This is a genomic window from Enterobacter cloacae complex sp. IR5441, from assembly GCF_049238215.1.
Classification (GTDB): Bacteria; Pseudomonadota; Gammaproteobacteria; order Enterobacterales; family Enterobacteriaceae; genus Enterobacter; species Enterobacter hormaechei_C.
In genome coordinates this window covers 56,057-79,948 of sequence record NZ_JBMKIA010000005.1, presented here as the reverse complement: position 1 = coordinate 79,948, position 23,892 = coordinate 56,057, and the positions used below count along the sequence as shown (strand labels likewise).

General features: G+C 57.6%; 22 protein-coding genes. 11 read left to right on the top strand and 11 right to left on the bottom strand.

Translation table 11 applies throughout. The features are described 5' to 3' along the window. Positions 1-53: 53 nt before the first annotated feature. Both bioA and ACOTX5_RS08395 read left to right on the top strand, forming a co-directional pair. Positions 54-1,343, top strand: coding sequence for an adenosylmethionine--8-amino-7-oxononanoate transaminase (bioA, locus tag ACOTX5_RS08400; RefSeq protein ID WP_045911443.1), 1,290 nt, complete (start codon positions 54-56; stop codon positions 1,341-1,343). A 47-nt stretch (positions 1,344-1,390) separates the two neighbouring features. Beyond that, on the top strand, positions 1,391-1,867 hold the full coding sequence (locus ACOTX5_RS08395; protein ID WP_003858531.1) for a kinase inhibitor: 477 nt from the start codon (positions 1,391-1,393) through the stop codon (positions 1,865-1,867). Between the two features lie 84 nt (positions 1,868-1,951). Here ACOTX5_RS08395 and hutH read toward each other — a convergent pair whose 3' ends face one another. The 5 genes from hutH to hutI form a co-directional block, all read right to left on the bottom strand. Beyond that, the gene (gene hutH / locus ACOTX5_RS08390) at positions 1,952-3,472 is read right to left on the bottom strand and encodes a histidine ammonia-lyase (RefSeq protein ID WP_045911444.1); all 1,521 of its coding nucleotides are present in this window, start codon (positions 3,470-3,472) and stop codon (positions 1,952-1,954) included. Next, entirely contained in the window at positions 3,469-5,157 is a 1,689-nt protein-coding gene (hutU, locus tag ACOTX5_RS08385; RefSeq protein WP_032671286.1) for a urocanate hydratase, read from the bottom strand. Before hutU ends, hutH begins: the two co-directional genes overlap by 4 nt. A 127-nt stretch (positions 5,158-5,284) precedes the next feature. Then, positions 5,285-6,019, bottom strand: a complete 735-nt coding sequence (locus ACOTX5_RS08380; protein ID WP_017384945.1) for a histidine utilization repressor — start codon at positions 6,017-6,019, stop codon at positions 5,285-5,287. A 19-nt stretch (positions 6,020-6,038) separates the two neighbouring features. Beyond that, positions 6,039-6,977 (bottom strand): formimidoylglutamase, encoded by a 939-nt coding sequence (gene hutG, locus ACOTX5_RS08375; RefSeq protein ID WP_015571092.1) that lies wholly within the window; start codon positions 6,975-6,977, stop codon positions 6,039-6,041. Then, complete coding sequence (gene hutI / locus ACOTX5_RS08370; RefSeq protein WP_015571093.1) at positions 6,974-8,197, bottom strand: imidazolonepropionase; 1,224 nt, start codon at positions 8,195-8,197, stop codon at positions 6,974-6,976. The genes hutG and hutI overlap by 4 nt, the downstream gene beginning before the upstream one ends. A gap of 223 nt (positions 8,198-8,420) precedes the next feature. On the opposite strand from hutI, the gene ACOTX5_RS08365 reads away from it, so the two are divergent. Next, on the top strand, positions 8,421-9,704 hold the full coding sequence (locus ACOTX5_RS08365) for a putative acyl-CoA thioester hydrolase (protein WP_045343747.1): 1,284 nt from the start codon (positions 8,421-8,423) through the stop codon (positions 9,702-9,704). Between the two features lie 102 nt (positions 9,705-9,806). On the opposite strand, the gene pgl is transcribed toward ACOTX5_RS08365, so the two are convergent. Continuing rightward, a complete protein-coding gene (gene pgl, locus ACOTX5_RS08360) occupies positions 9,807-10,802 on the bottom strand; it encodes a 6-phosphogluconolactonase (RefSeq protein ID WP_040117391.1) in 996 nt (331 codons plus the stop codon). Between the two features lie 119 nt (positions 10,803-10,921). Between pgl and ACOTX5_RS08355 the strand changes: the two genes are divergently transcribed. After that, positions 10,922-11,740, top strand: a complete 819-nt coding sequence (locus ACOTX5_RS08355) for a pyridoxal phosphatase (protein ID WP_017384949.1) — start codon at positions 10,922-10,924, stop codon at positions 11,738-11,740. Here the strand turns inward: ACOTX5_RS08355 and modC are convergent, their stop codons facing one another. The 4 genes from modC to ACOTX5_RS08335 form a co-directional block, all read right to left on the bottom strand. Further along, positions 11,741-12,799, bottom strand: a complete 1,059-nt coding sequence (gene modC, locus ACOTX5_RS08350) for a molybdenum ABC transporter ATP-binding protein ModC (RefSeq protein ID WP_017694124.1) — start codon at positions 12,797-12,799, stop codon at positions 11,741-11,743. After that, on the bottom strand, positions 12,799-13,491 hold the full coding sequence (gene modB, locus ACOTX5_RS08345; protein WP_003858545.1) for a molybdate ABC transporter permease subunit: 693 nt from the start codon (positions 13,489-13,491) through the stop codon (positions 12,799-12,801). The genes modC and modB overlap by 1 nt, the downstream gene beginning before the upstream one ends. Beyond that, a complete protein-coding gene (gene modA / locus ACOTX5_RS08340) occupies positions 13,488-14,264 on the bottom strand; it encodes a molybdate ABC transporter substrate-binding protein (protein WP_017384951.1) in 777 nt (258 codons plus the stop codon). The genes modB and modA overlap by 4 nt, the downstream gene beginning before the upstream one ends. Positions 14,265-14,442: 178 nt before the next feature. Next, the gene (locus ACOTX5_RS08335; protein WP_003858549.1) at positions 14,443-14,595 is read right to left on the bottom strand and encodes an AcrZ family multidrug efflux pump-associated protein; all 153 of its coding nucleotides are present in this window, start codon (positions 14,593-14,595) and stop codon (positions 14,443-14,445) included. A gap of 127 nt (positions 14,596-14,722) precedes the next feature. Between ACOTX5_RS08335 and modE the strand changes: the two genes are divergently transcribed. The 7 genes from modE to gpmA all read left to right on the top strand — a co-directional run bounded on the left by modE (position 14,723) and on the right by gpmA (position 22,532). Beyond that, positions 14,723-15,511 (top strand): molybdenum-dependent transcriptional regulator, encoded by a 789-nt coding sequence (gene modE, locus ACOTX5_RS08330; protein ID WP_015571099.1) that lies wholly within the window; start codon positions 14,723-14,725, stop codon positions 15,509-15,511. Positions 15,512-15,578: 67 nt separating this feature from the next. Next, complete coding sequence (gene modF, locus ACOTX5_RS08325; protein ID WP_017694125.1) at positions 15,579-17,051, top strand: molybdate ABC transporter ATP-binding protein ModF; 1,473 nt, start codon at positions 15,579-15,581, stop codon at positions 17,049-17,051. A gap of 201 nt (positions 17,052-17,252) precedes the next feature. Next, positions 17,253-18,269, top strand: coding sequence for a UDP-glucose 4-epimerase GalE (galE, locus tag ACOTX5_RS08320; RefSeq protein WP_003858554.1), 1,017 nt, complete (start codon positions 17,253-17,255; stop codon positions 18,267-18,269). A 9-nt stretch (positions 18,270-18,278) separates the two neighbouring features. After that, positions 18,279-19,325 carry a galactose-1-phosphate uridylyltransferase gene (gene galT, locus ACOTX5_RS08315; RefSeq protein WP_032671295.1) on the top strand — a complete coding sequence of 349 codons (1,047 nt, stop codon included), beginning with the start codon at positions 18,279-18,281 and terminating at the stop codon, positions 19,323-19,325. Between the two features lie 3 nt (positions 19,326-19,328). Then, entirely contained in the window at positions 19,329-20,477 is a 1,149-nt protein-coding gene (gene galK / locus ACOTX5_RS08310) for a galactokinase (protein ID WP_023324336.1), read from the top strand. After that, positions 20,471-21,514, top strand: coding sequence for a galactose-1-epimerase (galM, locus tag ACOTX5_RS08305; RefSeq protein WP_045911447.1), 1,044 nt, complete (start codon positions 20,471-20,473; stop codon positions 21,512-21,514). The genes galK and galM overlap by 7 nt, the downstream gene beginning before the upstream one ends. 265 nt (positions 21,515-21,779) lie before the next feature. Further along, complete coding sequence (gpmA, locus tag ACOTX5_RS08300; RefSeq protein WP_006809557.1) at positions 21,780-22,532, top strand: 2,3-diphosphoglycerate-dependent phosphoglycerate mutase; 753 nt, start codon at positions 21,780-21,782, stop codon at positions 22,530-22,532. Positions 22,533-22,593: 61 nt separating this feature from the next. On the opposite strand, the gene aroG is transcribed toward gpmA, so the two are convergent. Next, positions 22,594-23,646, bottom strand: coding sequence for a 3-deoxy-7-phosphoheptulonate synthase AroG (aroG, locus tag ACOTX5_RS08295; RefSeq protein WP_003858564.1), 1,053 nt, complete (start codon positions 23,644-23,646; stop codon positions 22,594-22,596). Positions 23,647-23,892 lie beyond the last annotated feature (246 nt).

Genomic DNA, 23,892 nt, shown 5'->3' with positions numbered 1-23,892 from the left:
TTCGGTTTATACTTGTAAACCTAAAACTTTTCAAAATGGTTTACAAGTCGATTATGACCCAGGACGATCTCGCCTTCGACAAGCAGCATATCTGGCACCCTTACACCTCCACGACCCGCCCCCTTCCCGTCTATCCGGTAGCCTCGGCCCACGGCTGCGAGCTGCATCTTGCCAGCGGCGAGCGGCTTGTTGACGGGATGTCCTCCTGGTGGGCGGCGATCCATGGCTACAACCACCCGCGACTAAACGCGGCGATGAAAGCGCAGATTGACCAGATGTCACACGTGATGTTTGGCGGGATCACGCATCAGCCCGCGGTGGATTTATGCCGTCGCCTGGTAGCGATGACGCCTGAATCGCTGGAGTGCGTTTTCCTGGCCGACTCCGGCTCGGTGGCCGTGGAAGTGGCGATGAAAATGGCGTTGCAGTACTGGCATGCGAAGGGCGAAACGCGCCAGCGGTTCCTTACCTTCCGCAACGGCTATCACGGCGACACTTTCGGCGCGATGTCGGTATGTGATCCGGACAACTCCATGCACAGCCTGTGGAAAGGCTATCTGCCGGAAAACCTGTTTGCGCCAGCCCCGCAGAGCCGCTTCGACGGCGAATGGGACGAGATGGACATGGTGGGCTTCGCGCGGCTGATGGCGGCCCATCGCCACGAGATTGCCGCCGTTATTCTCGAACCGATTGTGCAGGGCGCGGGCGGAATGCGGATGTACCATCCCGAGTGGCTGAGGCGCATTCGGAAGATGTGCGACCGCGAAGGGATCCTGCTGATTGCCGATGAGATCGCCACCGGCTTTGGCCGCACCGGGAAATTGTTCGCCTGCGAGCATGCGGGGATCGCGCCGGATATTCTGTGCCTGGGGAAAGCGCTCACCGGCGGCACCATGACGCTCTCCGCCACGCTTACCACCCGCCAGGTTGCCGATACCATCAGCGACGGCGACGCGGGCTGCTTTATGCACGGCCCGACGTTTATGGGCAACCCGCTGGCCTGCGCCGTGGCAAGCGAAAGCCTCGCCATTCTGGAAAGCGGCGCATGGCAGACGCAGGTGGCGGCGATTGAGGCGCAGCTGAAGCAGCAGTTAAGCGCGGCGGCGGAGGCGGAATACGTCGCGGACGTCCGCGTACTGGGCGCCATCGGGGTAATCGAGACAACGCATCCGGTGAACATGGCCGCGTTGCAGCGCTTCTTCGTTGACCAGGGCGTGTGGGTGCGACCTTTCGGTAAGCTGATTTACCTCATGCCGCCGTACAGCATTTCTGCGGATCAGCTCCGCAAGCTGACCGGGGCAGTGGTTGAAGCCGTTAACACTTCAGCGCATTTCGCGATTTAACCCCATGCGTTACACTTTCTGAATGAGTGAGTAACGAGGGAAATCGGATGAAAATCATCAGTAAAGATTTGCGCGACGGCGAAAAGCTGCCGGAACGTCACGTGTTTAACGGGATGGGTTATCAGGGGGATAATATCTCTCCCCATCTGGCGTGGGACGATGTGCCAGCGGGAACCAAAAGTTTTGTCGTGACCTGCTACGATCCGGATGCGCCAACCGGGTCGGGCTGGTGGCACTGGATCGTGGCAAACCTGCCCGCCGACACGCGCGTGCTGCCGCAGGGCTCCGGTTCCGATCTGGTTGCTCTGCCTGACGGTGCGATTCAGACGCGCACTGACTTTGGCAAAGCGGGCTACGGCGGCGCGGCGCCGCCAAAAGGGGAAACGCACCGCTATATCTTCACCGTGCACGCGCTGGATGTGGACAAGATTGAGGTCGACGAAGGGGCGAGCGGTGCGATGGTAGGCTTTAACGTGCATTTCCATTCGCTGGGTAGCGCGTCGATTACGGCGATGTATTCGTAAAAAAAGCCGGGTGGCGGCTACGCCTTACCCGGCCTACATTTCGCACTCGTAGGCCCGGTAAGCGCAGCGCCACCGGGCATAAAATCACAGCACCGAAGGTAACAGCCCCACCAGCCGTCCTTCCTCCAGAAGCTGCATCGCCTTATCAATATCCGGCGCAAAGAAGCGGTCGTCATCGTAGTGCGTAACGTGCTCGCGCAGTTCCTGGCGCGCCTGCTCCAGCAGCGGGCTGGATTTTAGCCCTTCGCGCAAATCAATACCCTGACACGCCGCCAGCCACTCCACCGCCAGCACGCCGCGGGTGTTAGAGGCCATCTCCCAGAGACGACGCCCGGCAGCCGGGGCCATCGAAACGTGATCTTCCTGGTTGGCTGAGGTTGGCAGGCTGTCCACGCTGTGCGGATGCGACAGGGCTTTGTTCTCGCTTGCCAGTGCCGCGGCGGTGACCTGGGCTATCATGAAGCCCGAGTTCACGCCGCCGTTGCGCACCAGGAATGGCGGCAGCTGGGACATGTGCTTATCCATCATCAGCGCGATTCGACGCTCAGACAGCGCCCCGATTTCGGCAATCGCCAGGGCGATATTATCTGCGGCCATCGCCACCGGCTCGGCGTGGAAGTTACCGCCAGAAACCACCTCGTTTTCCTGAGCAAATACCAGTGGGTTATCGGACACCGCATTGGCTTCGACCAGCAGCACTTCTGCCGCCTGGCGCAGCTGCGTCAGGCATGCGCCCATCACCTGCGGCTGACAGCGCAGGGAATATGGATCCTGCACCTTCTCGCAGTTATGGTGTGATTCGGCAATGTCGCTGGTATCGGTAAGCACGTGGCGGTACATGGCGGCGGCATCAATCTGACCGCGCTGGCCGCGCACCTCGTGGATGCGGGCATCGAACGGACGACGCGAGCCGAGCACCGCCTCAGTGGTCAGTGCACCGCACACCACCGCCGAGGCGAACAGATCTTCCGCTTCAAACAGACCGCGCAGCGCGAAAGCGGTCGACGCCTGCGTGCCGTTGAGCAGCGCCAGCCCCTCTTTTGCCGCGAGGGTGATCGGCGTTAAGCCAGCTTTTTTCAGCGCCTCTTTCGCAGGCAGCCACTCCCCTTGCCAGCGCGCCTGGCCTTCACCCAGCAGGAGCAGCGACATATGCGCCAGCGGCGCCAGATCGCCGGAGGCGCCGACGGAGCCCTTCGCCGGGATCCACGGATAAACTTCCGCATTGACCAGCGCCATCAGCGCCTGGATCACGCTCAGACGAATGCCGGAAAACCCACGCGCCAGGCTGTTGATTTTCAACACCATCATCAGGCGGACGATCTCATCGTCCAGCGGCTGGCCAACCCCCGCCGCGTGCGACAGCACCAGCGAACGCTGTAAATTCTCCAGATCGTGCGTGGCGATGCGGGTCTGCGCCAGCAGGCCAAACCCGGTATTGATGCCGTAGGCGGTGCGCCCCTCCGCCACAATCGCCTCCACGCAGGCCACGCTGTCGTTAATGGCACGGTGGGCGCTTTCATCAAGGGAGAGTGTCACCGGCTGACGCCAGACGTGACGCAGCTGTTTGAGCGTCAGCGAGCCGGGAGTAAGTGTTAACGCGTTCATGCAGGCTTTCCTTGTGTGGCGGGGATCATCGGCAGGTTCAGGCCCTGCTCTTTGGCACAATCAATGGCAATCTCGTAACCCGCATCCGCGTGACGCATCACGCCGGTTGCCGGGTCGTTGTGCAGCACGCGAGCGATACGCGCGGCCGCTTCATCAGTTCCGTCACAGACGATGACCATCCCAGAGTGCTGGGAGAAGCCCATCCCGACGCCGCCGCCGTGGTGCAGCGATACCCAGGTCGCGCCGCTGGCGGTGTTCAGCAGGGCATTCAGCAGCGGCCAGTCGGAGACCGCATCCGAGCCGTCGCGCATGGCTTCGGTTTCACGGTTCGGACTGGCGACAGAGCCGGAGTCCAGGTGGTCGCGGCCAATGACGATCGGCGCGGAGACTTCGCCGCTGCGCACCATTTCGTTAAAGGCGAGGCCGAGTTTTTGCCGCCACTCCAGCCCGACCCAGCAGATACGCGCCGGCAGGCCCTGGAAGTTAATGCGTTCGCGCGCCATATCCAGCCAGCGATGCAGGTGTTCGTCATCGGCGACAATCTCTTTCACTCTGGCGTCGGTTTTGTAGATATCCTCCGGGTCGCCGGACAGGGCAACCCAGCGGAATGGCCCAATGCCGCGGCAGAACAGAGGACGAATATAGGCGGGCACGAAGCCGGGGAAGTCAAAGGCGTTAGTCACCCCCATCTCTTTCGCCATCTGGCGGATGTTATTCCCGTAATCAAAGGTCGGAATACCCATCTTACTGAAGGCCAGCATCGCGGAGACGTGTTCCGCCATGGCGCGTTTGGCCGCCAGTACCGTGCCCTCAGGATCGGTTTCCGCTTTTTGCTGGTAGTCTTCCCACGTCCAGCCTTTTGGCAGATAGCCGTGGAGCGGATCGTGAGCGCTGGTCTGGTCGGTGACCAGGTCCGGACGCACGCCGCGCGCCACCAGTTCCGGCAGAATATCCGCCGCGTTGCCGCACAGGGCAACCGACACGGCTTTGCCTTCAGCGGTGTACTTTTTGATGCGCGCCAGCGCGTCATCGAGGTTGTCGGCCTGTTCATCGACATAGCGGGTACGCAGACGGAAATCGATGCGGCTCTGCTGGCACTCAATGTTCAGGGAGCACGCGCCCGCCAGCGTCGCGGCCAGCGGCTGCGCGCCGCCCATGCCGCCCAGTCCGGCGGTGAGCACCCAGCGGCCTTTCAGTGATCCGTTATAGTGCTGACGGCCCGCTTCCACGAAGGTTTCATACGTGCCCTGCACAATCCCCTGGCTGCCGATGTAGATCCAGCTACCCGCGGTCATCTGGCCGTACATGGCCAGCCCTTTTGCGTCCAGCTCGTTGAAGTGTTCCCACGTTGCCCAGTGCGGCACCAGGTTGGAGTTGGCAATCAGCACGCGGGGCGCATTTTTATGGGTTTTGAATACGCCAACCGGTTTGCCGGATTGCACCAGCAGCGTTTCGTCGTTTTCGAGATTCGTCAAAGACTCAACAATCGCGTCATAGCACGCCCAGTTGCGCGCGGCGCGGCCAATGCCGCCATAGACCACCAGCTCGTGGGGATTTTCTGCTACCTCAGGATCAAGGTTGTTCATCAACATGCGCAGCGGTGCTTCGGTGAGCCAGCTTTTTGCGGTGAGCGTGGTGCCGCGCGCGGCGCGGACATCCTGCTTGCGGTATTTATCTGACGACATTGTGTGTTCCTCATAAGGGACAGGTGATGCATTTAGATATACTTGTATAGACAAGCACACACAAGGTCGGATTTAACAAAAAAGATACAATTTTGCTATATTGCGTTAGCGATCACGCTTATAAAACTTATGACATAAAGTGGCCCTGCAACCGGTAGCGATTCCCCGGGAATAGCAGCTTCGCATGCGACACAATTTGCGAGGACGACCAGGTACGACGGCGGATCAGCAGACAGGGATCGTGCTCTTTAATACGCAACAGCTCGCACTCCTGCGGCGTGGCGCGCACGGCTTCCACGATATGCTCCCCTTCCGTCAGCGGGGCGACGAGCGAGAGATACGCATGCGGTGTGGTTTGGGTGTAATCCTGGCTCAGGTAATCCGGTATCCGCTCCGCGTTGACGCAGCGATCTTCAATCTGGACCGGAATGTCGTTCTCATAATGCACCATCACCGAATGGAAAATCCGGGTGCCCTCGGTAACGTTCAGCTCGATGGCTTGTTCGGCGCTGGCCTGCGTCTCTTCAAGCACCAGCACCTCGCAGTGGTGCTGATGGTTGCGGGCGGCAATTTCATCGGCAATGCTGCGGATTTCAAACAGCGCCGACTGTCCTTTTGGCTCGGCGACAAAGGTTCCGACACCCTGCAAACGCACCAGCAACCCTTCATCGGTCAGTTCACGCAGTGCGCGGTTGATGGTCATTCGGCTAAAGCCAAACTGCGCCACCAGCTCGGCCTCGGACGGAATGCGGTCGTGCGGGCGCCAGACGCCGGCGGCGATTTTTTCGCTGATCGCCTGCTTCACCTTTTCGTAAAAAGGCGCGGGAGGGCTCGGCTGCGGCAGGGGCGAGCGTGAAAACATCATGACTCCTTGAATGTTGTTATGCCCACCAGTGAGCAATTTGCCAGGCCAGTCGGGCGGCGAGCTTAGCGCCCTGTCCGTCCCGATCGTAGTGCGGATTAAATTCCACCAGATCCGCCGCCTGTAGTTTACCGCTTCGGCAGATACGCTCAATCACCGGGAACAGATCCAGCGCCGGGATCCCCAACGCCGCAGGGGCGGACACGGCGGGCATTTCTGCGGCAGGCAACACATCAAGGTCAACGGTGAGATAAACCCGGTCTGCCTGCGCAAGCACGCTATCCAGCGCGGATAGCGCATCCCGGCGAAAATCGAGATCTTCAACCAGCGTCACGTTCAACCGCTCAGCTTCCTCCCACAGCGCCTGAGTATTCGCCGCACGGCTTACCCCCAGGCAGGCGTAGTGAAACACCCGCGACTGAGACGCGCAGTAGTGCGCCAGCTGGCGGAACGGCGTGCCGGACGTTGCCCGTTCGGCCTTGCGTAAATCGAGGTGCGCATCCAGGTTGATCACCGCAAGGCGATCGTTCGGAAAGGCGTCCAGCACGCCGCGCCCGTGCGCCCAGGCGGTTTCATGTCCACCACCGAAAACCAGAGTACGCATCCCGGATTGCTGGCACGCGGTTATGGCCTCGCTCAACGCCTGCTGTGCCGCCTCCAGCGCGTGGCCTTCAACATAAATAGCGCCCATATCCACGAGGCGTGCATGCCCCTGATGGCTCGCCATATTCGCCAGCGCGCCACGCAACACATCGGGCGCCTGTGCAGCACCGGGCCTGCCCTGGTTACGCTTAACCCCTTCATCACATTCAAAGCCCAGCAGGGCGATGCCTGACGGCGCGGGAGAAAAGTGTTCGCGCTGCTGTATGGTCTGGAAGAGACGTTTCGCGGTGCTGGACTCGGCGCTGTCGTCACGACCCTGCCAGACCTGCGGAGAGACGGGATGCCACAGTTTCATGCTACCTGCCCCCGAAACACGCGTTGATACATAGGATTCCGCCCCGGCTCGTAAACCATCTCAACCGGATGATTCGCCTCCCAGACGACGAAATCAGCCACATAACCTGGCTTTAACTGCCCGTGCGTCGCACCACGTCCTAGCGCCTGCGCCGCATGCCGCGTCACGCCAGCCCAGGCCTCTTCCGGCGTGAGGCCAAACTGGACGCAGGCCATGTTCATTGCCAGATGCAGGCTGGCAAACGGGCTGGTGCCCGGATTGTAGTCGGTAGCCACCGCCATCGGCACGCCCTGCTCTCTCAGCTGCGCCACCGGTGGACGCTGGCGCTCCTGAAGAAAATAGAACGCGCCGGGGAGCAATACCGCCACCGTGCCGCTTTGCGCCATCGCCTGAATACCTGCATCATCGAGATACTCAATATGATCGGCCGACAGCCCTTTATACTGGCTGACCAACGCCGCGCCGCCGAGATTCGACAGTTGTTCTACATGCCCTTTTACCGGGATCCCGAGCGCGGCGGCGGCCCGGAACAGGCGCTCGGTTTGCGCCGGGGTAAAGCCGACGTTTTCACAAAACACGTCCACCGCTTCAAATAACTCTTTTTGCCACAGCGTGGGCATGATCTGCTCACAGACCAGCGCCAGATAGGCATCCGGATCCTGTCGGTACTCGGCAGGAACGGCGTGCGCGGCCAGCAGCGTCGGGCTGATATCGACCAGATTATTCAGGCTGAGCTGGCGGGCAACCAGCAGCATTTTCTCTTCGGCTTCGGCATTCAGTCCGTATCCCGATTTGATTTCAACGGTCGTTACGCCTTCATTCATCAGCCGCTGGAGTCGCTGCTGCGCCACCGTCAGGAGCGTTTCCGGCGAACTGTTGCGGGTGGCCGTGACCGTGGCGTTAATTCCGCCGCCCTGCGCGCTAATGGTCTGATATGACACGCCGTTAAGCCGTTGCTCCCATTCCGCTGCGCGATCGCCGCCGAACACCAGATGGGTGTGGCAATCGATCAGGCCGGGGGTAACCAGACGCCCGTCGAGATCGACACACTGACGATGCCCGGAGGGGATCTCGGATTCAGGAATAATGGCCAGAATCGTCTGGCCGCGCACAACGAGGGCATGTTGTTCTCTCAGGCCGTAGGGCTCCGCCTCACCTGTCGCCAGGGTTGCCAGTCGCGCATTTCGCCATATCACATCATCGGGATGAAGCTGCTGCATGTGCCTTCCACTTGTCATGGGTTGTATAGACATTTATTTTCATCTGCCGCCTGCTGTCAACCGCATTGAGGGAAAATGTTATTTATTTGTGATGACTTTCCCGTCGCCTGCGGGCAAAAATGCAACTTTTCCGGTTTTTATCTTCCCGTTTCGCTCAACTTAGTATAAAAAAGCAGGCTATTTCGTCTATCCAGATAAGACTTGCATACCCAGGAGCATTACCTTGAATATTTCCAGGATTTCCCGTCTGGCGTTGGCACTCGCCTTTGGCGTGACTTTATCCGCTTGCAGTTCAACACCACCGGATCAGCAACCTTCTGAGCAGGTTGCTCCGGGCACCGCTTCCCGTCCGATCCTGTCAGCGGCTGAAGCGAAGAACTTCACCCGTGCGCACTATTTCTCGGCGATGGATCCCAATGCAGCCCCGTGGACGCCTTCTTCTATTAACCTGCCGAAACAGCCAGACTTCGTTGTCGGCCCGGCCGGGGCAGAGGGCGTTACACACACCTCTATTCAGGCAGCCGTTGATGCCGCAATCACCAAACACAGCGCATCTCGTCAGTACATTGCCATCCTGCCGGGTGAATACGAAGGAACCGTTTATGTTCCGGCGGCACCGGGAAGCATTACGCTTTACGGCCTGGGCGAAAAAGCGGTCGACGTAAAAATTGGCCTGGCGATTGATTCAGAGATCGACAGCACCACCTGGCGCCATCTGGTGAACCCGGCCGGTAAATACATGCCAGGTAAACCGGCGTGGTATATGTTTGATAACTGCCAGCGCAAGCGTGCCGCCACCATTGGCGTGATGTGCTCGGCGGTATTCTGGTCACAGAACAACGGCCTGCAATTGCAGAACCTGACCATTCAGAATACCCTGGGCGACAGCGTTGACGCAGGTAATCATCAGGCCGTGGCGCTGCGTAGCGATGGCGACAAAGTACAGATTAACAACGTCAATATCCTGGGCCGCCAGAACACCTTCTTCGTGACCAACAGCGGCGTGCAAAATACCCTTCAGAACAACCGTCTGACGCGTACTCTGGTCACCAACAGCTACATTGAAGGCGACGTGGATATGGTCTCTGGCCGCGGCGCGGTGGTATTTGATAACACCGACTTCCGCGTGGTGAATTCACGTACGCAGCAGGAAGGTTACGTCTTTGCCCCGGCCACGCAGTCTAACCTGTTCTATGGCTTCCTGGCCGTGAATAGCCGCTTTACTGCTGCTGGCGATGGCGTGGCGCAGCTTGGTCGCTCTCTGGACGTGGACTCCGCCACTAACGGCCAGGTCGTGATCCGCGACAGCGTGATTAACGAAGGCTTTAACATGGCGAAACCGTGGGCGGATGCGGCGATCTCGAAACGTCCTTTCTCCGGCAACACCGGCACGATGGATGATAAAGACAACGTGCAGCGTAACCTGAACGACGCTAACTTTAACCGCATGTGGGAATACAACAACCGCGGTCTGGGTAGCAAAGTGGTTGCTGAGCCGAAGCAGTAAAATGCATGCTGCCGGGTGGCGGCTGCGCCTTACCCGGCCTACCTCATGCATTAACCGCGCATAAAAAAACCTCGCATTTGCGAGGTTTTTTTCGTCTGCGGATCAGTGAGCGTTAATCACAACCCACATCGGCCCTTGTCCGACCGCATAGCGTCCTTTCTCTTCCAGCAGACCCTGCACGCCCTGGATTTCATAGAGCGCGATGTGGTGGGATTTCTGCCCCGCCGCAATCAGGTATTTGCCGCTGTGGTCGACATTAAAGCCGCGCGGCTGGGTTTCTGTTGGCTGGAAGCCCTCAACTGCCAGAACGCTGCCGTCTTCGGAGACGCTGAAGACGGTGATCAGACTGGAGGTACGATCACAGGCATACAGGTGACGGCCATCCGGCGTGATGTGAATGTCTGCCGCCCAGCGTGTGTCGGAGAAATCAGCTGGCATCATGTCCAGCGTCTGTACGCACTCGATCTGCCCGTTAGGATCGTTCAGCTCCCACACGTCTACCGAGCTGTTCAGCTCGTTAACGACATAGGCATACTGCTGATTCGGGTGGAAGACCATGTGGCGCGGGCCTGCGCCTTCCACGGTGGTGACTTCCGCCGGGCTCTGCGCGACCAGATGGCCGTCATCGCTCAGGGTGAACAGGCAGATGCGGTCCTGCTTAAGCGCTGGCACCCACAGCGTGCGGTTATCCGGCGAAATGTTGGCGGAGTGGCAACCTTCGAGCCCTTCTACCACGTCGACGGTTTCAACGGGAATACCGTCTTCCAGGCGGGTGACGCTCACGCAGCCTGCATTGTAGGAGCCGCTGAAGATAAAGTTGCCTTTATGGTCAGTGGAAATATGGGTCGGGCTGCCCGGCAGCGGGGCTTCTGCGGTATAGGTCAGCGCGCCGTCATCAGGGGAGATGCGGTATGCCAGCACGCGGAATTCCGGGCGTACGCCGACATAAAGAAAACGTTTATCCGGGCTGACGACCATCGGCTGCACCTGGCCTGGCACATCAACAACCTGAACCAGCGTAAGCGAACCTTCTGTATTCAAACGCCAGACATGGATCTGCTGACTTTCAGGACTGGCGGTATAAACGGTTTGTTTCATGAATACTCCTGATTATTTTTAACGGTGAATGCTGAATTGTAGTCCGGGATTTTGCAGGGTTCCGCTCTCGGTGTACCATCCCGACAGACCTTAAATTCAACATTAACCCGGAAGAAAAAATGACCTCGCGAGTGATTGCCCTGGATTTAGACGGAACACTGCTTACCCCTCAGAAAACGCTGCTCCCCTCTTCTCTTGAGGCCCTCAAAAGAGCCCAGGAAGCGGGGTATCAACTTCTCATCGTAACGGGTCGACATCACGTAGCCATTCATCCTTTTTATCAGGCACTGGGCTTAGATACACCTGCAATTTGTTGTAATGGCACCTATTTGTATGATTATCAGGCAAAAAAGGTTTTAGCCTCCGATCCGCTTCCCGTTACGCAGGCGCTGCAATTGATTGATTTACTGGATGAGCATGCCATTCACGGCCTGATGTATGTGGACAACGCCATGGTGTATGAACGCCCTACCGGCCATGTGATCCGCACCAGCAACTGGGCTCTGTCTCTGCCGGAAGCGCAGCGTCCGGTGTTCACTCAGGTTTCCTCCCTGCGCCAGGCGGCGGAAGACGTCGACGCAATCTGGAAATTTGCCCTGACCGATGAAGACACCGCCAAACTGAATACTTTCGCAAAACATGTCGAGCATACGCTGGGTCTGGAATGTGAATGGTCCTGGCACGATCAGGTGGATATCGCCCGCAAAGGCAACAGCAAAGGAAAGCGTCTGACCCAGTTCGTTGAATCGCAGGGCGGATCAATGCAGGACGTAATTGCCTTCGGCGATAACTATAACGACATCAGCATGCTGGAAGCGTCCGGAACGGGCGTGGCGATGGGTAATGCCGATGACGCGGTGAAAGCGCGCGCTGACGTGGTGATTGGCGATAACACCACCGACAGCATCGCGCAGTATATTTATACCCACCTGCTGTAATCAGGCGGTTATGGAAACGCTCTTGATTTGCGCGTAAAGCCACAGGCCAGGCTTGATGCCTAGCTCATCCCTGGCCCACGGGCTGATGCGCGCCCACAGCGTTCTGTTGCCTACTTCCAGCTGCACTTCCACCTGGCCGTTATCATCAAAACACTGCGCCACTTTTGCGCGCAAAATATTGCGGATACTGGTTTGCAGCGGCGGTTGCAGGACCAGGGAGACATCCGACGCCTGAATGCGGATCCGTAACGTGGACTGAATCGGCGTATCGATTTTATTCACCCACAAATGCTGATCGCCCAGCGCCAGCGCGGTCATCGCGTAGTGCGGATGGTGCTCCAGCACGCTCACCTTCAGAATGCTGCTCTGCTGCTCCTTTGGCAGCCATGGATGCATAACGCTGCTGCCCCACACCTCCTCCAGATTGCCGAATGCCTTCACCCTGCCCGCTTCCAGCACCAGCACTTTGTCGGCCAGATGTAAAATCTCATCCAGCGAATGGCTGACGTAGAGCATTGGCACATTGATTTCCCGCGCCAGACGTTGCAGATACGGCAGCAGCTCGCGCTTGCGCGGAATATCCAGCGAGGCCAGCGGCTCATCCAGCAGCAACAGTTCCGGCGCGGTTAACAGGGCGCGGCCAATCGCCACGCGCTGTTTTTCACCACCCGACAGCGACGACGGCAGACGATCCAGCAGCGGTTCGATGCCCAGCAGCGCCACCAGCTTATCGAACTGTCCGGCCATGTTTTTTGCCATGCCGTAACGCAGGTTCCCGCGAACGCTGTAGTGCGGAAACAGGCGCGCATCCTGAAACACATAGCCGATACGGCGTTTGTCCGGTGACAGGCAGACCTTCTTCTCCGCGTCATTCAAGACGCGGTTATTTAACACAATACGGCCAGACTGGGGACGCGTCAGGCCGCTAATCGCATTAATCAGCGACGTTTTCCCCGCCCCGGACACGCCAAAAATGGCGGTGATACCGCTGGCAGGCAGCGTTTCGTTCAGCGTCAGGGTGTGGCTGCCCAGGGTTTGCGTAAAGTTGAGTTCCAGCATCACGATTTCCCCATCCGTTCACGGCTGAGGCGCGCCAGCCACTCAGATACCAGCAGCGAGACCAGAGCGAGCACAATCGAAATAATACACAGCCGGGCCGCCGCACCTTCGCCGCCCGGGGTCTGAATCAGGGTATACATGGCCGACGGTATGGTCCGCGTCTCGCCGGGAATGTTCGACACAAAGGTGATGGTCGCGCCAAACTCACCCAACGAGCGGGCGAAGGCTAACACCGTACCGACGATAATGCCCGGTAACGTGAGCGGAAGCGTAATGGTCAGGAATACCCGCCAGCGGCCTGCGCCCAGCGTGCGGGCGGCCTGTTCTAACCGGATATCCACCCCTTCCAGCGCCAGGCGGATAGCGCGCACCATCAGCGGGAAGGACATTACTGCCGCGGCCAGAACCGCGCCGCGCCAGCTGAAAGCAAAGGTCAGTCCGAACCAGTCGTACAGCCATTCGCCGATAAAACCGCGCCGCCCCATGGAGATCAGCAGCAGATATCCGACCACCACAGGCGGTAAGACAAGCGGAAGATGGAGAACACTGTCGAGCAGGGCTTTGCCTGGAAACTTCACGCGAACCAGTAACCAGGCAAAGAACACCCCAAAGGGCAAACTCAGCGCAACCGCCAGGGAAGAGACTTTCAGGCTCAGCAGCACGGCCTGCCATTCAGGTTCGGTCAATATCATTCGTGAGTCGTAAATCCGTAACGTTTAAAGATCGCGGACGCTTCCGGCCCCTTCAGGTAGTCAACAAAGGCCGTCACGGTCGCATTTTTATGTCCATCAACTATCGCAACAGGATATTCTACTTTCTTATGCGAGTCTTCCGGGAAGGTGCCCACCACCTTCACACCTTTACTGGCGACGGCATCGGAGCCGTAAACGATCCCGAGTGGCGCTTCGTTACGCTCCACCAGCGCCAGCGCGCCACGCACATCTTCTGCGGGAGCCAGCTTCGGCGATAAGGTCTCCCATGCACCCAGTTTTTGTAGCGCTTCTTTCGCATAAATCCCGGCAGGAACATGCTCCGGATCGCCTACCGCCAGACGGCCACCGTTGAGCAGACGGGTCCAGTCCGTCTGTTTGTTGATGGCGATGTCGTCCTGCTTGCTGTTTGTGGGCGCGACCACCACCAGGCTATTTCCCAGCAGCGTTTCGCGGGTAGCCGTATCAACAGATTTTTTCTCCACCGCGTAATCCATCCATTTCTGATCGGCAGAGATGAACAGATCCGCGGGTGCCCCCGCTTCAATCTGGCGGGCCAGCGTGGACGAGGAGGCAAACGACGAGACCACCTCGACGTTTTTCTCTTTTTTGTATACCGCAGCAATATCCTGCATCGCGTTAGTCAGCGACGCCGCCGCAAAGACCGTGATTTTTCCTTCATCCGCCAGTGCGTGGGCGGTGAGTGAGAGAGTCAGCGTTGCCCCTGCGAAAAGGCGTACCCATGAACGTGCCATTTGAAGCTCCTGTGCGTGTCGTTATATACAAATAAATATAACGACATATCGCAGGTGTTCCTAGCGCTAAATCGTACCCATTAATGCGTAAACTCAAGGAACGTTGTAAAAGATATCGGCGGGAAAGGAATAAACTTGAGAGCAAAACGCCCGGGCTGGCCGGGCGTTTTGGAGGAAATCATTGCTGCTTTTTAGGCTGGTCACGACGATGACCAATGTTCGAAAAGACGTTGAACACTTCACCCAGGCCGTAGATGGCACCGAGGATGATAGCCATCACTACTGGCACCATGATTACCGCGAATACCAGACTTTTCAACAACTCTAACATGGTTTTCTCCAGATCTTGTGAACGGCTTATTCTACCCTGAAAAGTAAGAAAAACATCCCCTTTTGTGCGGTGCGCTTTCCGCCCCCGGGCATTTGGGTCACAATAGCCTTTTTACCGGGACACTGTTATGCAGGCCGAAATTCTCCTCACCCTACGACTTCAGCAGAAGCTTTTCGCCGATCCGCGACGCATCGCCCTGTTAAAACAAATAGAACAAACTGGCTCGATTAGCCAGGGAGCCAAAAACGCCGGCATCAGCTATAAAAGCGCCTGGGATGCGATTAACGACATGAACACCCTGAGCGAACACACGCTGGTTGAGCGCGCCACCGGCGGGAAAGGCGGCGGCGGCGCCGTGTTGACGCGTTACGGGCAACGTCTGATCCAGCTCTACGATTTACTGGCGCAGATCCAGCAAAAAGCATTTGATGTGCTGAGCGATGACGACAACCTGCCGCTGGACAGCCTGCTGGGCGCCATCTCCCGTTTCTCTTTGCAGACCAGCGCCCGCAACCAGTGGTTTGGTACGGTGACGGGGCGCGATCATTCGCAGGTGCAGGAGCATATAGAGATCCTGCTCGCGGACGGTACGACGCGTCTGAAAGCCGCCATCACCGCGCAAAGTGGTCAACGCCTTGGGCTGAACGAAGGTCAGGAGGTGCTGGTATTACTCAAAGCGCCCTGGATCAGCATCGCACTCAACCCTGAGCAGGCCGCAGAGGCCGACAACCAGCTACGCGGGCGTATCAGCCACATCGAGCGCGGCGCAGAACAATGTGAAGTGCTGATGACCCTGCCGGATGGACAGTTGCTCTGCGCCACCGTTCCGGTGAACGACGCGACCGAATTAGACGAAGGTGCTGTGGTGACCGCATATTTCAATGCAGACAGGGTAATTATCGCCACATTGTGCTAAGCGCATTGACAACCCTGCTTACACTGAGTATCCCTGACATCTGTTGCTGCAAAAAATGGGATAACACATGTCATCATTGCATATTTCGCAAGGCACGTTTCGTCTTAGTGATACCCGTACCTTATCGCTGCCAGAGTTAACCCTTCGCGCCGGAGAAAGCTGGGCGTTTGTGGGCACGAATGGCAGCGGAAAATCCGCGCTGGCCCGCGCTCTGGCAGGCGAATTAACCCAACTGAAGGGTGAACGTCGGTGCACCTTTACCCGGCTGACGCGCCTTTCCTTCGAACAGCTGCAAAAGCTGGTCAGCGATGAGTGGCAGCGTAACAATACCGATTTGCTCAGCCCCGGCGAAGAAGATACCGGCCGCACGACGGCGGAAATTATCCAGGATGAGATAAAAGATCCTGCCCGCTGTCAGCAGCTGGCGGAGCAATTTGGCATTACCGCCCTGCTTAATCGCCGCTTTAAATACCTTTCAACCGGTGAAACGCGCAAAACGCTGCTGTGTCAGGCGCTGATGAGCGAGCCGGAACTCCTGATCCTGGATGAACCGTTTGACGGACTGGATGTGCAATCCCGCGCGCAGCTGGCAGCGTTGCTGGCGTCGCTTAACCAGCAGGGATACACGCTTGTGCTGGTTCTTAACCGCTTTGATGAGATCCCGGATTTCGTACATTATGCGGGCGTGCTGGCGGACTGTAGCCTGACCGAAACCGGCGAGAAAGCCGTACTGCTTCGGCAGGCGCTGATTGCGCAGCTGGCGCACAGCGAGAAACTGGACGGTATTGCCCTGCCGGAGCCGGATGCGCCTTCAGCACGCCACGGGCTGGACCCTGACCAGCCGCGCATTGTGCTGCGCGATGGGGTGGTTGCTTACGACGATCGCCCTATTCTTAATCACCTCAGCTGGACGGTTAATCCTGGTGAGCACTGGCAGATCGTCGGCCCCAACGGAGCGGGTAAATCCACGCTGCTGAGCCTGATCACCGGGGATCACCCGCAGGGATACAGCAACGATCTCACCCTGTTCGGCCGTCGCCGCGGCAGCGGGGAAACCATCTGGGATATCAAAAAGCACATCGGCTATGTCAGCAGCAGCCTGCACCTGGACTACCGGGTGAGCACCACGGTGCGAAATGTGATCCTCTCTGGCTTCTTCGACTCCATTGGTATTTATCAGGCGGTATCCGACAAGCAGCACAAGCTGGCGCAGCAGTGGCTGGATATTCTGGGTATGGATAACCGGGTCGCCGATGCGCCATTCCACAGCCTGTCGTGGGGGCAGCAGCGGCTGGCATTGATCGTCCGCGCGCTGGTCAAGCACCCTACGCTGCTGATTCTTGACGAACCGTTGCAGGGGCTGGATCCGCTCAACCGTCAGCTGATCCGCCGCTTTGTGGATGTCCTGATTAGCGAAGGTGAAACCCAGCTGCTGTTTGTGTCCCACCATGCTGAAGATGCCCCGTCCTGCATCACCCATCGGCTGGAATTTGTCCCTGACCGCGAGCAATACCGCTACCTGCTGAGCAAAATCGATTAACGCGTGGAGGGCGCTGCCCTCCGCTTTTCAGACAACCTGCAACAATACATCTCTATCTCTTTGATCTACAATGCACTCAGTCTGTGAAAAAGCGCGTGTGAAAACCAGTGTAAACGATACCACTATTTTATCCCATGTCACACTTTTCGCGTCTCTGATATGCTATGGTTAATTCATACCATAAGCCTAATGGAGCGAAATATGCGAGTTCTGGTAACAGGTGGTAGCGGTTACATAGGAAGTCATACCTGTGTGCAACTGCTGCAAAGCGGCCACGATGTCGTCATTCTTGATAACCTGTGCAACAGTAAGCGCAGCGTGCTGCCGGTCATTGAACGCCTTTCGGGTAAACAGCCGACTTTCGTGGAAGGCGACATCCGCAATGAAGCGTTGATGACTGAAATCCTTCACGATCACGCGATTGAAACCGTTATCCACTTCGCGGGCCTGAAAGCGGTTGGCGAATCGGTGGCAAAACCGCTTGAGTACTATGACAACAACGTCAACGGTACCCTGCGTCTGATCTCCGCCATGCGAGCGGCCAACGTTAAAAATTTTATCTTCAGCTCCTCCGCGACCGTCTACGGCGATCAGCCAAAAATCCCTTACGTTGAAAGCTTCCCGACCGGTACGCCGCAAAGCCCGTATGGCAAAAGCAAGCTGATGGTAGAGCAGATCCTGACCGACCTGCAAAAAGCCCAGCCTGAGTGGAGCATCGCCTTGCTGCGCTACTTCAACCCGGTCGGCGCACATCCGTCAGGTGATATGGGCGAAGATCCGCAGGGCATTCCTAATAACCTGATGCCGTATATCGCGCAGGTTGCCGTAGGGCGCCGCGATTCCCTGGCGATTTTTGGTAACGATTATCCCACCGAAGATGGCACCGGCGTGCGCGATTACATTCACGTCATGGATCTGGCCGACGGCCACGTGGCGGCGATGCAGCAGCTGGCTGATAAACCGGGCGTGCATATTTACAACCTCGGCGCCGGGATCGGCAGCAGCGTGCTGGACGTGGTGAATGCCTTCAGTAAAGCCTGCGGCAAGCCGGTGAAGTATCACTTCGCTCCCCGCCGCGATGGCGACCTCCCGGCTTACTGGGCCGATGCCACCAAAGCGGATAAAGAGCTTAACTGGCGTGTCACCCGCACGCTTGATGAAATGGCACAGGATACCTGGCACTGGCAGTCGCGCCATCCGCAAGGCTATCCAGATTAAGGATTTGTCATGACGCAATTCAATCCCGTCGATCACCCGCATCGTCGTTTTAACCCGCTCAGCGGGCAATGGATTTTAGTTTCACCGCATCGCGCCAAGCGCCCCTGGCAGGGGGCGCAAGAGACGCCTGCCAAACAGACGCTGCCGCAGCATGATCCGGACTGTTTCCTCTGCCCGGGCAATACGCGCGTGACGGGCGATAAAAACCCGGACTACCAAGGCACCTTCGTGTTTACTAACGACTTTGCCGCGCTGATGACCGATACGCCAGACGCGCCGGAAAGCCATGACCCGCTGATGCGCTGCGAAAGCGCCCGCGGCACCAGCCGCGTGATCTGCTTCTCGCCCGATCACAGCAAAACGCTGCCGGAGCTGAGCGTGGAGGCGCTGAAAGAGGTGGTCAGCACCTGGCAGGCGCAAACCGCAGAGCTGGGGCAGAGCTATCCCTGGGTGCAGGTGTTCGAAAACAAAGGCGCGGCGATGGGCTGCTCCAACCCGCATCCGCACGGTCAGATCTGGGCGAACAGCTTCCTGCCAAATGAAGCCGAGCGTGAGGACCGACTGCAAAAAGCATATTTCGCCCAGAACGGTTCGCCGATGCTGGTGGATTACACCCAGCGTGAGCTGGCGGATGGCAGCCGTACAGTGGTGGAAACCGAGCACTGGCTTGCGGTGGTCCCTTACTGGGCGGCGTGGCCGTTTGAGACGCTGCTGCTGCCTAAAGCCCATGTTCAGCGCATTACCGAACTCAGCGACGCCCAGCGAGACGACCTTGCGCTGGCGCTGAAAAAACTGACCAGCCGCTACGACAACCTCTTCCAGTGCTCCTTCCCCTACTCCATGGGCTGGCACGGCGCGCCGTTTAACGGCGAAGAGAATCAACACTGGCAGTTACATGCACACTTCTACCCGCCGCTGCTGCGTTCTGCGACGGTACGTAAATTCATGGTGGGCTATGAAATGCTGGCGGAAACCCAGCGCGACCTGACGGCGGAACAGGCGGCAGAACGTCTGCGTGCCGTTAGCGACCTCCATTATCGCGAATCAGGAGTCTAAAAAATGAGTCTGAAAGATAAAACACAATCCCTGTTTGCTGAGAAATTTGGCTACCCTGCCACCCACGTTATCCAGGCGCCTGGCCGCGTTAATCTGATCGGCGAGCACACCGACTATAACGACGGTTTTGTCCTGCCGTGTGCCATCGACTACCAGACGGTGATCAGCTGCGCGAAACGCGACGATCGTCATGTGCGAGTGATCGCCGCGGATTACGGCAACGAAATTGACGAATTTTCCCTCGATGCGCCGATCGTGACCCACGACAGCCAGCAGTGGTCGAACTATGTTCGCGGCGTGGTGAAGCACCTGCAAAAGCGTAACAAGAATTTCGGCGGGGCCGATCTGGTGATCAGCGGCAACGTGCCGCAGGGGGCGGGATTAAGCTCTTCCGCATCGCTGGAAGTGGCGGTCGGCACCGTGTTCCAGCAGCTTTATCATCTGCCGCTGGACGGGGCGCAAATCGCCCTCAACGGTCAGGAAGCGGAAAACCAGTTCGTAGGCTGCAACTGCGGCATTATGGATCAGCTGATTTCCGCGCTGGGCAAGAAAGAACATGCTTTGCTGATTGACTGCCGCTCCCTCGGGACCAAAGCGGTTCCGCTGCCTAAAGGGGCGGCTGTGGTGATCATCAACAGCAACTTCAAACGCACCCTGGTGGGCAGCGAGTACAACACCCGTCGCGAACAGTGCGAAACCGGCGCGCGCTTCTTCCAGCAGCCAGCCCTGCGTGATGTCTCACTTGATGAATTTAACAAGGTTGCCCACGAGCTGGACCCGGTTGTCACGAAGCGCGTGCGTCATATACTGACGGAAAATGCCCGTACCGTAGAAGCCGCCTCCGCGCTGGCGAAAGGTGACCTGAAGCGGATGGGCGAGCTGATGGCCGAATCGCATGCCTCCATGCGTGACGATTTCGAAATCACCGTGCCGCAAATCGACACCCTGGTTGAAATTGTGAAAGCCACGATTGGCGACAAAGGCGGCGTGCGTATGACCGGCGGCGGATTTGGCGGGTGCGTCGTCGCCCTGGTGCCGGAAGAGCTGGTCCCTGCCATTCAGGACGCGGTGGCTAAACAGTACGAAGCCAAAACGGGCATCAAAGAAACTTTCTATGTCTGCAAAGCATCACAAGGAGCCGGACAGTGCTAAACGAAACACCAACACTCGCACCGGATGGTCTGCCGTATCGCCTGTTAACCCTGCGCAACAGCGCCGGGATGGTGGTTACGCTGATGGACTGGGGCGCAACGTTACTTTCTGCCCGCGTACCGATGCCTGACGGCAGCGTGCGCGAAACCCTGCTTGGCTGCGCATCGCCGGAGCAGTATATCGAGCAGACCGCTTTTCTGGGCGCATCCATAGGCCGCTACGCTAACCGCATCGCCAGAAGCCAGTTTACGCTAGATGGCGTAACGTATTCCCTGCTTGCCAGCCAGGGCGAAAATCAGCTACACGGCGGCCCGGAAGGGTTTGATAAACGTCGCTGGAAGATTGTGCAGCAAAATGACGGTGAGGTCTGGTTCTCTCTGGACTCCCTCGATGGAGACCAGGGCTTCCCGGGCAATCTCACCGCAACCGCGCGCTTCACCCTGACCGAAGATAATCGCATCGCCATTGAGTACCGCGCGACCGTCGATAAGCCGTGCCCGGTCAATCTGACTAACCACGCCTATTTCAACCTTGACGGTAATCAGACCGATGTCCGCAGCCACAAACTCCAGATCCTGGCGGATGAGTATCTGCCGGTCGATGAGATGGGTATCCCTTATCAGGGGCTGAAACCGGTAAGCGGTAATAGCTTTGATTTCCGTCAGCCGAAAACCATCGCCCAGGATTTCCTGAGTGATGACGATCAGCGCAAGGTGAAAGGCTACGACCACGCGTTCCTGTTGCAGGCGAAAGGCGATCTTTCTCAACCTGCCGCACAGGTCTGGTCTGCTGATGAGAAGTTACAGATGACGGTCTACACCACCGCCCCCGCCCTACAGTTTTACTCCGGTAACTATCTGGAGGGTACCACGGCGCGTGAACATGGCGCCTACGGCGCCTGGCAAGGACTGGCGCTGGAGAGCGAGTTCCTGCCGGACACGCCTAACCATCCTGAATGGCCGCAGCCGGACTGCGTGCTACGTCCGGGTGAAGAGTACGTAAGCGTCACCGAGTATCATTTCATTCCGCGCGCTTAATGTCCGGCGGCGCACGGGCCTGCGAATGTAGGCCGGATAAGCGAAGCGCCATCAGGCAAAAAAGACTGGCCCTCATCGCGAGGGCTTTTTTATCTCCGCCTTGCTGAAAATAGCGGCGATCGCAGACAAAATCATAACCCTGGATTCACATGCATCTTACACTCTCGAACTATTTTCGCTATGGTTAGGGTTAAGCGTTGCTGCTGGCACAGTCACGGCAATATAATGAGAATTGTTATCATTCAAAATGCTTGAGGAGTAAGAAATGGCTAATACTAAGCTTGTCCTGGTGCGCCACGGCGAAAGCCAGTGGAACAACGAAAACCGCTTCACCGGTTGGTATGACGTTGATCTGTCCGAGAAAGGCGTGAGCGAAGCAAAAGCGGCAGGTAAACTGCTGAAAGAAGAAGGCTTCACCTTTGACTTTGCTTACACCTCTGTGCTGAAACGTGCCATCCATACCCTGTGGAACGTTCTGGACGAGCTGGATCAGGCCTGGCTGCCGGTTGAGAAATCCTGGAAACTGAACGAGCGTCACTACGGTGCGCTGCAAGGTCTGAACAAAGCGGAAACCGCAGAAAAATACGGTGACGAGCAAGTTAAGCAGTGGCGTCGTGGTTTTGCGGTCACGCCTCCAGAGCTGAGCAAAGATGACGAGCGCTACCCGGGCCACGATCCGCGTTACGCGAAGCTGACTGAGGCTGAACTGCCGCAGACCGAAAGCCTGGCGCTGACCATCGACCGCGTTGTGCCTTACTGGAACGAAACCATTCTGCCACGCCTGAAAAGCGGCGAGCGCGTCATTATCGCTGCTCACGGTAACTCCCTGCGTGCGCTGGTGAAATACCTGGACAACATGGGTGAAGATGAAATCCTCGAGCTGAACATCCCTACCGGCGTGCCGCTGGTGTACGAGTTCGACGAAAACTTCAAGCCAGTTAAACATTACTACCTGGGTAACGCCGACGAAATCGCTGCAAAAGCGGCGGCCGTGGCGAACCAGGGTAAAGCGAAGTAATATTCGCCGGACATAAAAAAAGCGTGGAGCAATCCACGCTTTTTTATTGCCCGGGACAAACTTAGCCGCGACGCGCTTTAACCGCATCCGCCAACTGACGCAGGATCGCATCGGTATCGTCCCAGCCAATGCAGGCATCCGTCACGCTCTTACCGTAGACCAGCGGCTCGCTGCCCTCCAGGTTCTGGTTGCCTTCCACCAGATGGCTCTCAATCATCACCCCAATCACTGCGCGTTCACCGCTGGCGATTTGCTGACACACATCTGCGCCAACTTCCATCTGCTTTTTAAACTGTTTGCTGGAGTTGGCATGGCTGAAATCGATCATCACCTGCGGTGCCAGACCCGCTTTCTCCAGCCCTGCTTTTACCTCCGCTACGTGTTTAGCACTGTAGTTAGGCTCTTTACCGCCGCGCAGTATGATATGGCAATCGCCATTACCGCTGGTATTCACGATAGCGGAGTGGCCCCACTTGGTCACCGACAGGAAGCAGTGCGGCGCGCCAGCCGCATTAATGGCGTCAATAGCGACTTTAATGGTGCCATCAGTGCCATTTTTGAAACCCACCGGGCATGACAGGCCAGACGCCAGCTCACGGTGAACCTGAGATTCCGTCGTACGCGCGCCAATAGCGCCCCAGCTCATCAGGTCAGCCAGATACTGCGGGGTGATCATATCGAGGAATTCTCCGGCAGCAGGCAGCCCGCTGTCGTTGATCTCCAGCAGCAGCTTACGCGCAATGCGCAGGCCGTCGTTGATCTGGAAACTGTTGTCCATATGCGGATCGTTGATCAACCCTTTCCAGCCCACGGTGGTACGCGGTTTTTCGAAATAAACGCGCATCACGATTTCCAGTTCGCCTTTCAGCTCTTCACGCAGGGCGAGCAGACGGGACGCATACTCTTTGGCCGCAGCAGGATCGTGAATGGAGCACGGCCCAATGACCACCAGAAGACGATCGTCGCTACCTTTCAGGATCTTGTGGATCGCCTTGCGGGCATGAGACACCGTGTTGGCGGCATTTTCGGTGGCAGGGAATTTTTCAAGGAGCGCTACGGGAGGTAATAACTCATTGATCTCTTTAATGCGTAAATCGTCGTTCTGATAATTCATCTTCTTTCCGGCTCTGCCATATCTTTAGTAATGAAAGCAATCCTTTCAATCTAACTTGTCGGCCACGAAGTGTAAACGGGCTTTTACACTTCGCGCAGATAATTCCTGGAATTCGCCTAAAATACACAACAAAATAGCGAAAAATGAGATCTGGCCTAAGCTTTTTACTTGTAACGACTGTTTTTAAATATTTATACGCGATTCCATCCTGACATAACTCAGGAAACTGGGATCTTTCGCCACTGA